Source organism: Gordonia sp. NPDC003950 (genome assembly GCF_053605205.1).
In genome coordinates this window covers 62,003-74,304 of record NZ_JBSGIT010000017.1, presented here as the reverse complement: position 1 = coordinate 74,304, position 12,302 = coordinate 62,003, and the positions used below count along the sequence as shown (strand labels likewise).

Annotated in this window: 13 protein-coding genes; 6 read left to right on the top strand and 7 right to left on the bottom strand. The window is 67.2% G+C overall.

Annotation, left to right across the window (positions count from 1 at the left end; all coding sequences use genetic code 11):
• Positions 1–10: 10 nt before the first annotated feature.
• A complete protein-coding gene (locus tag ACWETB_RS15995) occupies positions 11–1,135 on the bottom strand; it encodes a baeRF11 domain-containing protein (protein WP_452212192.1) in 1,125 nt (374 codons plus the stop codon).
• An 81-nt stretch (positions 1,136–1,216) separates the two neighbouring features.
• Positions 1,217–1,606 (bottom strand): hypothetical protein, encoded by a 390-nt coding sequence (locus ACWETB_RS15990; RefSeq protein WP_452212190.1) that lies wholly within the window; start codon positions 1,604–1,606, stop codon positions 1,217–1,219.
• A gap of 33 nt (positions 1,607–1,639) precedes the next feature.
• Here ACWETB_RS15990 and mug point away from each other — a divergent pair, with 33 nt between their 5' ends.
• The gene (gene mug, locus ACWETB_RS15985) at positions 1,640–2,218 is read left to right on the top strand and encodes a G/U mismatch-specific DNA glycosylase (RefSeq protein ID WP_449744362.1); all 579 of its coding nucleotides are present in this window, start codon (positions 1,640–1,642) and stop codon (positions 2,216–2,218) included.
• A 25-nt stretch (positions 2,219–2,243) separates the two neighbouring features.
• Here mug and ACWETB_RS15980 read toward each other — a convergent pair whose 3' ends face one another.
• From ACWETB_RS15980 to ACWETB_RS15965, 4 genes are all read right to left on the bottom strand, one after another.
• A complete protein-coding gene (locus tag ACWETB_RS15980) occupies positions 2,244–2,543 on the bottom strand; it encodes a DUF503 domain-containing protein (protein ID WP_452212224.1) in 300 nt (99 codons plus the stop codon).
• Between the two features lie 7 nt (positions 2,544–2,550).
• Positions 2,551–3,378, bottom strand: coding sequence for a polyphosphate kinase 2 (gene ppk2 / locus ACWETB_RS15975; protein ID WP_449744363.1), 828 nt, complete (start codon positions 3,376–3,378; stop codon positions 2,551–2,553).
• Between the two features lie 63 nt (positions 3,379–3,441).
• Entirely contained in the window at positions 3,442–4,431 is a 990-nt protein-coding gene (locus ACWETB_RS15970; protein ID WP_449744364.1) for a malate dehydrogenase, read from the bottom strand.
• 75 nt (positions 4,432–4,506) lie between these two features.
• Positions 4,507–5,046, bottom strand: coding sequence for an META domain-containing protein (locus tag ACWETB_RS15965; protein WP_452212187.1), 540 nt, complete (start codon positions 5,044–5,046; stop codon positions 4,507–4,509).
• A gap of 53 nt (positions 5,047–5,099) precedes the next feature.
• On the opposite strand from ACWETB_RS15965, the gene ACWETB_RS15960 reads away from it, so the two are divergent.
• Positions 5,100–6,257 carry a hypothetical protein gene (locus ACWETB_RS15960; RefSeq protein ID WP_449744366.1) on the top strand — a complete coding sequence of 386 codons (1,158 nt, stop codon included), beginning with the start codon at positions 5,100–5,102 and terminating at the stop codon, positions 6,255–6,257.
• A gap of 9 nt (positions 6,258–6,266) precedes the next feature.
• On the opposite strand, the gene ACWETB_RS15955 is transcribed toward ACWETB_RS15960, so the two are convergent.
• Entirely contained in the window at positions 6,267–7,766 is a 1,500-nt protein-coding gene (locus ACWETB_RS15955) for a hypothetical protein (protein ID WP_449744367.1), read from the bottom strand.
• Positions 7,767–7,918: 152 nt separating this feature from the next.
• On the opposite strand from ACWETB_RS15955, the gene secA2 reads away from it, so the two are divergent.
• From secA2 to garA, 4 genes are all read left to right on the top strand, one after another.
• The gene (gene secA2 / locus ACWETB_RS15950) at positions 7,919–10,414 is read left to right on the top strand and encodes an accessory Sec system translocase SecA2 (protein ID WP_452212185.1); all 2,496 of its coding nucleotides are present in this window, start codon (positions 7,919–7,921) and stop codon (positions 10,412–10,414) included.
• Between the two features lie 11 nt (positions 10,415–10,425).
• Positions 10,426–11,043 carry a CDP-alcohol phosphatidyltransferase family protein gene (locus tag ACWETB_RS15945; protein ID WP_449744440.1) on the top strand — a complete coding sequence of 206 codons (618 nt, stop codon included), beginning with the start codon at positions 10,426–10,428 and terminating at the stop codon, positions 11,041–11,043.
• Between the two features lie 82 nt (positions 11,044–11,125).
• Positions 11,126–11,530, top strand: coding sequence for a glycine cleavage system protein GcvH (gcvH, locus tag ACWETB_RS15940; protein ID WP_348805896.1), 405 nt, complete (start codon positions 11,126–11,128; stop codon positions 11,528–11,530).
• Positions 11,531–11,848: 318 nt separating this feature from the next.
• On the top strand, positions 11,849–12,298 hold the full coding sequence (garA, locus tag ACWETB_RS15935; protein WP_348805952.1) for a glycogen accumulation regulator GarA: 450 nt from the start codon (positions 11,849–11,851) through the stop codon (positions 12,296–12,298).
• Positions 12,299–12,302 lie beyond the last annotated feature (4 nt).

Sequence of the window (12,302 nt, the reverse complement as noted above, 5' to 3'; positions counted from 1 at the left end):
CGGATTCCTCTCAGGAGAGCGGATAACGGAGTGCGGCGACGGCGACGCCGTTCCACAGGGAGTTGGAGATCTCCGCGTCGCGGACCGCGACGACCTCGCCCCCGCGATCGAGGACGGTGATCACGATCGAGGACAGCACGTCGTATCCACTCTCGTCACGCGTGAGGGAGCCGGTGGTGGGATCGACGCTACCGAGCACGTCGACGGTGAAATCGTAGACGAGGGTGGCAACGGCACCGCTCGCCGCGGCCCGGCTGATGTCGTCGAGGTCGGTGGCCACCAGACCAGCCGACGTGCCGTCCGAGATCCGTTCGAGCAGTGCATTGTTGGTGGCCGCGTTGAGATCGGGTAGCTGCGCCCGGATCGCCGCGTCGACCTGATCGGCGCGGAGTTCGTCGGGTGCACCGGGAACGGCGATTACCTTCCGCGTGCTCTCGGCGTTGCGATACAGATCGAGCAACGGGTCGGTCGCGAAGAGGAACAGCGGCTGGGTGCGTTCGGGATCTCGGTGGGCGAGTTCGGTTTTCACGGCGTCGACAACCCGCCGGGCGTACTGATCGAGCAGCACCTTCTTGCCCTCGTCGCCGACCAGCCGACGCACGTGTCCACGGTCGCGAATCGTGGCGCGATGAGTGGCGTCGGCGGCGTCGGCACCGTAGTCGCCGGTCAGCTCCATCTCGGTGGCCACGGTGGTGGCGGTGGCCTCCCACAGGTTCCACCCATTGGCCGAGAGCGTCAGCGCATACGCCGACTGCGGCGACACCACCGCGCGGACCAGCTGACCGAGATCGAAGCGCGACCCCACCTGCATCTGGTTCTCGAGATGATTGGGCAGGACGAACAACTCCCACGTGTCGGGCGTGAGGAAGATCGCCACCGACCGGGATAGCCGTGACCACGCCTCGTCGGTGCGCACCTTCTCCCACTGGTCGCGCAGAGATTCTTCGGTGGCATGGCGGATTCCGTCGTCGCGCAGCGTCCGGACCGCGCGATCGAACGCACTCTTCGCCGTCAGATAACTGCCCTCACGACCATCGGGCGCCGGCGATGTCTCCGCGTAGATGGTGATCGCATGGTCTCGGTCCGTGGCGAGTTCGCGCAGCGTGTCGAGGGTGGGGAGTTCGTATCGGGCCATGTCGTGTCCGTCCTTCGTCGGTCGTCCGTGTGTGGCGTGCTTCCCACTGTAGACATCCGCCGCGGGCCGGTGTGTCCGATCTCAGCGGGGCACCGCCGAGGGACCGATGACCGAAGCTCCCAATTGTGCTACTCGCGTGCGTAATTCGCGATCCGCGGTGACTACGGTGACCGCCGCGCCGGGATGGCCACGCACCACGTCGACGATGGCGTCGTCACCGGATCCCGACGCATCGACCACCTCCACGTCCTCGGTCGAGTGGATGCCTCGTGCGCGGCCCTCGGCCACCAGCACGACGTGGAGCGGGCCCGCCAGTCCTGCGAGTCCGGTCACGGCCACCGGTTCCAGTGCGTCGCGCAGACGCTCGGTGGCACCGCGCCGATCGCGCCACCAGCCGTCGGGTACCGAACCCACCACATTGGCGGCGTCCACGACGAGCACCCGGCGAACCGCATCTGGGTCGGCGACCATGCTGTCATCCAAGCACCCGGCTACCGTCGGTGTGTGGGCTACACCAGATCCGAACTGCTCGCCTACCGAGGTGTCGAGATCGACGACCTGATCGGTCCGGGGTGCCGGTTGCTGTTCGTGGGCATCAACCCCGGGCTCTGGAGTGCGGCGACCGGTGCGCATTTCGCCCGGCCCGGTAATCGCTTCTTCCCGGCACTGGCCCGGGCGGGGATCGTCGACCACGTCATCGACGCATCCGACGGTATGCGCCCCGACGACGCCGCGCAGTTGCTCGCCCGCGGTATCGGCATCACCAATGTCGTGGCGCGGGCGACCGCCACCGCCGCGGAGTTGACGCGCGCCGAACTCCGCAGCGGCGGTGCGGCGCTGCGGGATCGGGTGCGCCGGGTCCGGCCACGCGTGGTGGCCGTCGCCGGGATCACCGCCTACCGCGACGCGTTCGGCGACCGGCACGCGCAACTCGGCAGACAACCGTCGGACTGGGACGGAGCTGCGGTCTGGGCGGTGCCCAATCCGAGTGGACTCAACGCCCACGAGACCGTCGACTCGCTGGCGCAGGCGTACCGGGAGGTCGCCGTCGAGGCCGGAATCCTCGAGCGCTCGTCGGACTGAACCGCACGCGGCAGCATTCGGCGGGTTACCCGACGTCGTCGGAGCCGATCACCCGGACGCGCGCCGAGAGCAACTGCACGTCGGGTCGCGCGGCCGCATAGCGCTCCACTGCATCGAGGACCTCCACCGCGTGCGCGCGGTCGCCGGACACCACCGACACGCCGATCACCGTGCGGCGATGGATATCTCGATGATCCACCTCGGCGACCGACACCGAGAAGCGCTGCCGGATCTCGGCGATGATGGGTCGGATCACCGACCGTTTGTGCTTGAGGGAGCCGACGTCGCCGAGGAGATAGTCGAACTCCGCGAACCCGATCCACATCCTCGGCTCAGACATCGCCCATCAGAGTGGAGACATGGTTGGGCACGTACTTCGACAGCGATCGCGGCGGCCGGTGATAGTTGCCGGTCTCGATCGGTTTCTTGGGTAGCGACACCTTGGGAAGCGGAACCTCGTGATAGTCGATGGTCGAGAGCAGATGCGACATCATGTTCAGTCGCGCGTGCTTCTTGACATCGGACTCGACCACGTACCAAGGGCTCATCGACGTGTCGGTGTGGACCATCATCTCGTCCTTGGCGCGCGAGTAGTCCTCCCATCGGTAGACCGATTCGAGATCCATCGGGCTCAGCTTCCACTGCCGTACCGGGTCGTTCATGCGGCCGCGGAATCGGCGCAGTTGCTCCTCGTCGGATACCGAGAACCAGTACTTGCGCAACAGGATTCCGTCGTCGATGAGCATCTGCTCGAAGATCGGTGTCTGGCGCAGGAATCGGGTGTGCTCCTCCGGGGTGCAGAACCCCATCACCTTCTCCACACCGGCACGGTTGTACCAGGACCGGTCGAACAGGACGATCTCACCGGGGGCAGGCAGATGGGCCACGTATCGCTGGTAGTACCACTGTCCCCGTTCCCGGTCGGTGGGCGCGGGCAGGGCCGCCACCCGCGCGACGCGGGGACTCAGATACTCGGTGATGCGCTTGATGGTGCCGCCCTTGCCGGCCGCGTCGCGGCCCTCGAAGATGACCACCACGCGCGAGCCGGACTCGCGGACCCATTCCTGGAGCTTCACCAACTCGGTCTGCAGGCGGAACAACTCGGCCTCATAGACCTTGTTGGAGATCTTCGCCTTGCCCGACTTCTCCTTCTTTGCCATGCGGGACAGGATAAGCCGCGCGCGGGTTCTGTGGGTGGGCGACGCCGCGACGCGCCGTCCCGGTTACGACGACAGCGCGGCCACCGCGTCGAGTTCGGACTGCAACTCGGCCACCGACGCGTCGATCCGGGCACGCGAGAAGTCGTTGATCGCCAACCCGTCCACCACTTCCCACCGACCGTCGACCGCCCGCACCGGAACCGAACTCACGATGCCCTCCGGGATGCCGTAGGCGCCCGTGGACGGTAGCGCGGCCGATGTCCAATCGTCGTCAGGCGTTCCCAGAACCCAGTCGTGAACGTGATCGATGGTGGCGTTGGCGGCCGAGGCCGCCGACGACGCGCCCCGAGCCTCGATGATGGCCGTGCCGCGTTTGGCGACGGTCGGAATGAACTCGTCAACCAGCCACCGTTCGTCCTCGGCGACCTGTGTGCCCGACACGTCACCCACCTGCGCGTGGAAGATGTCGGGGTACTGGGTGGCGGAGTGATTGCCCCAGATCGAGACCCGGCTGATCTCACGCACCGGCGCACCGGTGTGCCGAGCGAGTTGGGCGATGGCGCGATTGTGGTCCAGTCGGGTCAGGGCGGTGAACCGTTCCGCGGGGACATCCGGAGCGTGCGCCGCGGCGACGGCGGCGTTGGTGTTCGCCGGATTGCCGACGACGATGATGCGGATGTCTTGTGCCGCAACCTCATTGATCACCTTGCCCTGCTCGGCAAAGATCGCCGAGTTGGCGGCCAGGAGATCGGCGCGCTCCATGCCCTTCGAGCGTGGCCTCGCGCCGATGAGCAGCCCGAACTGTGCGCCGTCGAAGGCCGATCGCGCGTTGTCGAAGATGTCGATCGACTGCAACAACGGGAAGGCGCCGTCCTCGAGTTCCATCGCGGTGCCCTCGGCCGCGGTGACGGCATGCGGGAGTTCGAGCAGACGCAGCCGGACGGGGCGGTCATGTCCGAGCATCGCGCCGGCGGCGATCCGGAACAGTGAGGCGTATCCGATGCTGCCGGCCGCGCCGGTGACGGTGACGACGGCGGGGGAGAGTTCAGCCATGATGAAGTCCTTCTCTGGTGGAAAGTGATGGCCAGCGGGTTGTCGGTGTTCGGTCGGTTCGGCGTGGCGGTCGGTTCAGGTGGGTGGTGCCTCGGTGAGGACCACGGCGGAGTCGGGGCCGGACAGCGTCAGCGTGGTCTCGTCACGCCGCCAGGTCAGCGGGCCGCGGGCGAAGTCCGAGAGCCAGGCGTCGGCGGCGTCTCGGGGCGGTGGGCAGGCCATGAGCGTCGACGCGAGTTGACCGATGGTCACCGAATCCGGGCCGAAGTCGACGGCACCGATGTGGCGGTTGCATCCGGCGCCGAGCGCGATCCGACCGGTGTCGGGGAACGCGACGGTCAACGGGCCACCGCCGGGAATCGGCTTCCCGGTCACCGACACCGAGCTGTAGGACGAGCCGGCCGGTGGGGGTGTCGGTACCGCCGGTTCCTCGCCGGCATCCGGACCCACGGCGATGGCGACCGACACCGCCACCACCGTGACGCCCAGGATCGCCGCCATCGTCAGCGTCGCGCCGACCACACGTGCACCGAGCCCGGGGTTTCGCTGCGACGTGTCCGAATTTAGGGTGGGTGGAGTCCGATCGATGGGCGCGCTCGGGTCCTCGGTGCTCACGGCACACACGGTAGTCCAGTGACGACGCTCGAACACGGTGGGAGGTGGCGAGGATGGTGTCGGTGACCGCTCGAACCGAGTACACCCGCGGGCTGCATCAGGTCTGCTCCTACGGTGCCGCGGCCTCGCTCGTCGCGGGTCTGGTGGCATTGGTGATGATGCCCGCTCTCGGTGCGCCGGGCCTCGTGACGGCGGGGGTGACCGCGGGTCTGGTGGTGGTGTCGCTGGCCGCGACCGCGCTGAGTCGGATGCTGCCCCGCGGCGCGGTACTGCTCAGCGTCGACGCTGACAGCGTGTACTTCGGAACCGAGGAGCACGGTGTCACCAGCCGTGGACTGTCGCAGCTGGTGTCGGCGACGCTCGGGCCGGTGGCCACTCGCACCGAGATCGGTGGCCGCACCCTGGTGATCGGTGGAATGCGTTACCTGACAATGGTCTTCACCACCCGGGCATCCACGACAGGCTTCGGCGCCGACGAAGACGGCCACGAGGATATCGAGCGGTGGAGTGTGGTGGTCGCCGACAGTGACCCGGCGGCCGCCCGCGCCGTCGAACGTCTCCGGGTGGCGGCACCCGGAACCCCGTCGCGGATGGGCGACGGGGGCCGCACGCCGGCCGAATCGGCCTCGCAGGTGAGCCTGTCGGATTCTGAGGTGATCTCCGGGCCACGGATCGTCGACGCCGGGAGCGAGGACGCGGCCCGGCGACTGTGGGAGGAGACCACCCGGCGACACGACGACGTGCTCCGTGCCTACGGGAATTATGAGACCGACCCCGCGATGATGCTCGCCTATCCCGCCGTCACCGACGTCACCCTGGATCAGGTGCAGAACTTCCAGCTCGCGCTGGAGAACGCGGATGCGCTGCGCACCGAACGGTATCCGGGGTCACGCGACCGCGCGGGTGCCTACCAGCGGGCGGTGGAAAGCCTGCGTCGCTCCTGGGTCACCTGTGAACGCGACGGCCGGCGCATCGGGACGCGGTATCTGCAGGCCGCCGACCAGGACGACATGACCACCGCGCTGCGCCTGTACCGGCACGCCCAGGGCGAGAACACCGAGGACGCGGAGGATGCCTACACCCGCGTCCGCACCATCGTCGGCGACCTGATCGATCGTGGGAGCCTGCACCCGCCGCAGGCCGCCGTCGCCGAACTCGATGCGACGGCGGGTGTGGCGACGACGGAGCCGCCGGCGTCGCACGGTCGGTGATACCCGGCGTCAGTGATATCCGGCGTGGAGGAACCCGCCGCCGAGGGTGTAGGTGCCCTCGGATCCGTCGGAATCGCCGATCGCGACCTGGATCACCGGCACCCCGTCGGAGCGGAAGTCGGTGGTGGCCTGGATGTCGAGGGCGTTGCGGTCGACCGGTTCGACCCGGCCACGGACCATGGCCTGGCGCCGCACGGAGTCGAAGGCCGCCGCGGTCACGTTGTCGATCGCGAACCCCGGAGGTCGGTAATCTGAAGGGCGCGTGGTCAATTCGGGGAATCGACCGGGCACCACCGACACCTGCCCGTCGGTGGTGCCGGTGGCGAACTCGGCCAGCGCACCGCCGCTGTTCTGAATCTGTCCGGCGTACATGATCGGGGTGTTGTCGGCGATCCCGCGGATCTCCCACCTCGTGAACACCGGCCCATCCGTCGGGATCCCGGCATCGGCGAGGGCGGCACGCAACACCGAAAACGCGGCGGTGAAGTCGCCCGGCTCGAAATACGACGCGACGTTGCCCTGCGGCGTGGCCTCGATGACGTGGTCATCGGTGATCTGCTCGGGATTCTCGAACGTCCCGGTGAGCAGCACGCCGTCGTCGGGTCTCGGTCGGGCCACCCGCAGATCGGCGAAGTCCACCGAGCCGGCGAACGCCTCGGTGCGACGCTCCATTTCACCGGCGATCGCGGTCATGTTCGTCGCGGCGACCTCGGTCGCGTCGAAGGTGCTGCCGCTGCGCAGGGTCGTGGTCGAACGGCTCTGCCGCACCGTGTCTCCGTCGACCCACAGCCCGACGGATTCACCGGTGCCCGGGTCGTAGATCTCGGCCCGATCCGAGCCGTCGGCGAAGGTCAGCGACAAGATGTTGGTCGACGCCGTCGGACCGGACGCGGCGACGGCCGACAGCAACCGGTCGCGGCGCTGATCCAGGGTTGTCTCGTCGCCGAGGCGCAACAGCGATCCCGGTGATCCGATCGGGGCGTCGACATCCCAGACCGCGGTCGGGATGCCGAACAGCACCGCGGCGCCGACGGTCGCGGCCACCGCCGGGTAGAGGAGGGCGCGGGCGCCGGGTGAGGACGCGAAACCCTGGGACGTGCCGCTGCGGGGCGGCAACTGCTCGGGTGGCAGCGTCGTCGTCGGATCGGCGGCGACCGCGTCGAAATGCGCGCGCGACATCGCCGAGATCCAGCGGGCGTCGTATGCGGTGTCGTGGCGCGGCGTGATGTGTGCGGTCACCAGCGTGGGCTGGTCGTCGCCGGCGGCGAGGGTGCTGCGGGTCAGTGCCGAGACCTCGATGGGTACGGCGTTCTCGGTGACGCCTCGTCGGAACAGTGGCAGTTCGGATGTCCGGGTGGCGCGCGGGATGAGGGCCACCCCGGCGATCACGAGGGGAACGCCGACGACGAGAGCGGCCCACCACGGGTTGAACGCACCCAGACCGATGCCCATGGCGAGGATCGCACCGGCGACCGCCGATCGGATGACACGCACCGTGATCCGGTTCATCGCAGTCCTCGCAGGTCGCGGCATGGCGGTCGAGAAGGGTCCCGGACGGATACCGGTGTCGAAGATGATACGGCGCCTCTCGCCGCCGTAGGGGTGCCGCGTACCGTGGACGGCGATTCTTTCTCGAGATCAAGTGGCAGGAGAGATGCTCGGTGGGAAAGCTGACCAACAGCATGTGGCGTTTGCTGGGAGCCCAGAGTTCACGCAATCAGTCCAAGTCGCTCGGCCTGCTCAAGGATGCCGATGCCCACACCGAGTGGGCCGCCGAACTCGACAGTGCCGACTTCCGTTCCGAGGGTGAGAAACTCGACATCGGGTCCGACGCCGGCGACCGGGCAAAGTTCCTCGCACTGGCGCGCGAGGCCGCCGACCGAACCCTCGACATGCGTCCCTTCGACGTGCAGCTGCAGGGCGCCCTGAGACTCCTCGAGGGTGACGTCATCGAGATGGCCACCGGTGAGGGCAAGACCCTTGCGGGTGCGATCGCGGCCGTGGGCTACGTGCTCGAGGGGCATCGCGTCCATGTCATCTCCGTGAACGACTACCTCGCCACCCGCGACGCCGAGTGGATGGGTCCGCTGTTCGATGCATTCGGCATCGTGGTGAACGCGGTGTCGGAGAACTCGTCCCGGGACGAGCGCAAGCGCGCTTATGACGGCGACGTCGTCTACGGTTCGGTCAACGAGATCGGCTTCGACGTGCTGCGTGATCAGCTCGTCGTGTCCGCCGATCAGTTGGTGTCGCCGATCCCCGACGTCGCGATCATCGATGAGGCCGACTCGGTGCTCGTCGACGAGGCGCTGATCCCGCTCGTGCTGGCCGGCTCCACCGACGTCGAGGTCCCCGACGCCGCCATCCACGACGTGGTGGCACGGATGAAGAACAAGCACTACGAGGTCGACGTCGATGGCCGCAATGTGTCGCTGACCGACGAGGGTGCGGTCTTCGTCGAGGAGGAACTCGGCGGGATCAATCTCTACGACGAGGAACACGTCGGCACCACCCTCGTCCACGTCAATGTCGCGATGCATGCGCATTACCTGCTCGAGCGCGACGTCCACTACATCGTGCGCGACGGCGGCGTCCACCTGATCAACGCCTCCCGCGGCCGGGTCGCCCAGTTGCAGCGGTGGCCCGACGGCATGCAGGCGGCGGTGGAGGTCAAAGAAGGTCTGGCACAGACCGATTCCGGCGAGGTGATCGACACCATCACGGTGCAGGCACTCATCGGGCGCTACCCGAAGGTCTGCGGCATGACCGGTACCGCCATCGCCGCGGGCGAGCAGTTCCGGCAGTTCTACGATCTGCGCGTCTCCCAGATCCCGCCCAACACCCCCAACGTGCGCGAGGATCTGCCCGACCGCGTCTACGACACCAAGGCCAACAAGGTCGAGGCCGTCGTCGCCTACGTCAAGGAGGTCCACGAGACCGGTCAGCCGGTGCTCATCGGTACCCATGACGTCGCCGAGTCCGAGGAACTCGCCTACTTCCTCGACAAGGCCGGGGTGTCGTGCGTGGTCCTCAACGCGAAGAACGACGCGGAGGAGGCCAAGATCATCGCCGAGGCCGGCGCCCGCGATGCGGTGACCGTGTCGACGCAGATGGCCGGACGCGGCACCGACATCCGGCTCGGCGGTTCCAGCGACGACGAGGATGCACGCGAGGAGATCGTCGAACTGGGCGGCCTGTGCGTGGTGGGTACCGGACGCCACGACACCGAACGACTCGACAACCAGTTGCGTGGGCGCGCGGGACGGCAGGGTGACCCGGGGACCTCGGTGTTCTTCAGCAGCCTCGAGGATCCCGTCGTCACCCGCAACCTCTCCTTCAAGCGGGATCCGGTGTCACAGTCCGAGGACGGCTTCATGGGGGCCAAGGGCATCGACCTGATCGAACAGGCGCAACGCGTCGCCGAGGGCGTGATGCTCGAACTGCATGCCAACACCTGGCGCTACAACAAGCTGGTCAACCAGCAGCGCGAGATTGTGGTGAAGCGGCGCATGGAGATCTTGACCACCGACACGGCGGTGAAGGAACTGCGAGATCTCGAACCCGAGCGATATGCGGTCCTGACCGGTACCGCCGAGAAGAAGACCGAGAGTGAGTCGACCGAGGTCGCGGTGAGCACCGAGGACGCCGCCACCGACGATGACGCGGCGGCTGCGACGGCGAAGGGCGAGTCGGCGAAGACCGAGGCGGCGAAGAGTGAGGCGACGACATCCGCGGATGGCGAGCCCCCCGCTGACACCGAGGGCACCGACTGGGCCCCGGTCGAACCGATCGACGAGAAGGTCCTCGAACAGGCCGCGCGCGAGATCATGCTCTATCACCTCGACCGCGAGTGGGCCGATCATCTGGCCTTCGTCTCCGACGTGCGGGCCAGTATCCACCTGCGGGCCATCGGTCGGGAGAGCCCGCTCGACGAATTCCACCGGCTCATCCTCGAAGAGTTCGGGGAACTGCCGGAGCGTGCGATCGAGAAGTCCCGCACCACCTTCCGCGATGCCGTCATCACCGCCGACGGCGTCGACCTCGGCGCCTCCGATCTTCATCGGTCGACGATGACGTGGACCTACATGGTGCACGACAACCTCTTCGCCTCCGGTGGTGCCAAGACGCTGCAGGGAATCATCGGCATCTTCCGGTGACCTCCGGGGGAATGGGCGACGACTCGGCACCGGCCACCGACGCCGGGTTCTTCACCGTCCCCAATGCGCTCAGCGTGCTCCGGCTCGCGCTGATCCCGGTGTTCGTGTGGGTGTTGCTGGTGGTCAAGGCAGACGGCTGGGCCTTCGTGATCCTGATGGTCTCCGGCTTCTCCGACTGGCTCGACGGGAAACTGGCCCGACTGCTCGGGCAGTCGTCGCGGATCGGGGAGTTGCTGGATCCGGCCGCCGACCGTCTGTACGTTGTCGTGATCCCGATCTGCTTCGGGCTGCGCGACTTCGTGCCGTGGTGGCTGATCGGCGTCATCATCGCGCGTGATGTGCTGTTGTTCGCGACCGCGCCGCTGCTCCGATCACGGGGACTGGTGGCGCTCCCGGTTCTCTACGTGGGCAAGGCGGCCACCTTCGCGTTGATGAGTGCGTTCCCGTGGTTGCTTGCCGGACAACTGGATTCGGTGATCGGCACCATCTGCTACCCGATCGGCTGGGCCTTTCTGATCTGGGGCGTCGGAATGTATGTGTGGTCCTTCGTCCTGTATTGGGTGCAGACCATCATGGTGATGCGGACGATGCCGTCCCTGCGCCACGTGCATCCCGATGCGACGGGCTAGAGTCTCGACTGACCCGAAGTACCCGCCTGACTTGAAGTTCCCGACTGACATGAAGTTCCCGACTGACACGAAAGGGGCACCGGTGACCGATACCAATGTGCCGGCCGAGTTGACCTACACCCCCGAACACGAATGGGTGCGCAAGGTGGCACCGACGACGGTGCGCATCGGCATCACCGACTACGCCCAGGACGCGCTCGGGGACGTGGTGTTCGTGCAGCTGCCCGAGGTGGGTTCGGAGGTCGAGAACGGGGAGTCCTTCGCCGAGGTCGAGTCGACCAAAAGTGTGTCGGATATCTTCGGTCCACTCAACGGGACGATCGCCGCGGTCAACGAGGAGCTCGAGTCGACTCCCGATCTGGTGAACTCAGAGCCGTACGACTCGGGGTGGCTCGTCGAGATCTCGGTCGATGACGCCGGCGCGCTCGATGCCCAACTCGCCGATCTCCTCGATGCCGACGGATATCGGCAGGTCATCGAGGGCTGATCGGTTCCGGGTGGGCCGCATGCGCGGAGAAGGGAACGGGAAACGGCCCCCAACCCGCGTATCGGCCCTGCCCGGGCGGCTATGATCAACCGGTGTCCTTTCTCGGGCGGTTGGGGTCGAGTCGCCCCGTGCGGCCGAGGCCTGTGAATACGTCGTATTCAACTACTTGGGTTCGACTACGTTGGATTTCGACCGGCGACGCCGAGATCGGTGAGAAATCGCGCGGTTTCCGTGGCCGGGTGATCCGGTGATCGGTTACCGAGCGCGCCGAGGGCGTCGTGATCGACAAGTGACAGCATTGCGGACGACGAAGGAGAGATAGTGAGCGATAACGACAACGGCTTCGAGGCGCCCGTGGAGACCACATCGGTCTTCCGCGAGGAGTTCATCAATGAACTCGACGCGGCCGCAACCTCGAGTGAGCCCGCCGACACCGGGGTGGAGCGTCTGCAGCCCGGCACGGCGCTGCTTGTCGTCAAGCGCGGACCCAACGCGGGTTCGCGGTTCCTGCTCGATCAGCCGACCACGTCCGCGGGCCGGCATCCCGACAGCGACATCTTTCTCGACGATGTGACCGTCAGTCGTCGGCATGCCGAATTCCGGCGCGGCGACGGGGAATTCCAGGTGGTCGACGTGGGCAGCCTCAACGGCACCTACGTGAACCGGGAACCGGTCGACACCGCGACGTTGAGCAACGGTGACGAGGTCCAGATCGGCAAGTTCCGGCTGGTGTTCCTCAGCGGCCCGCGCGAGGGATCGGCTTCCTAGACAC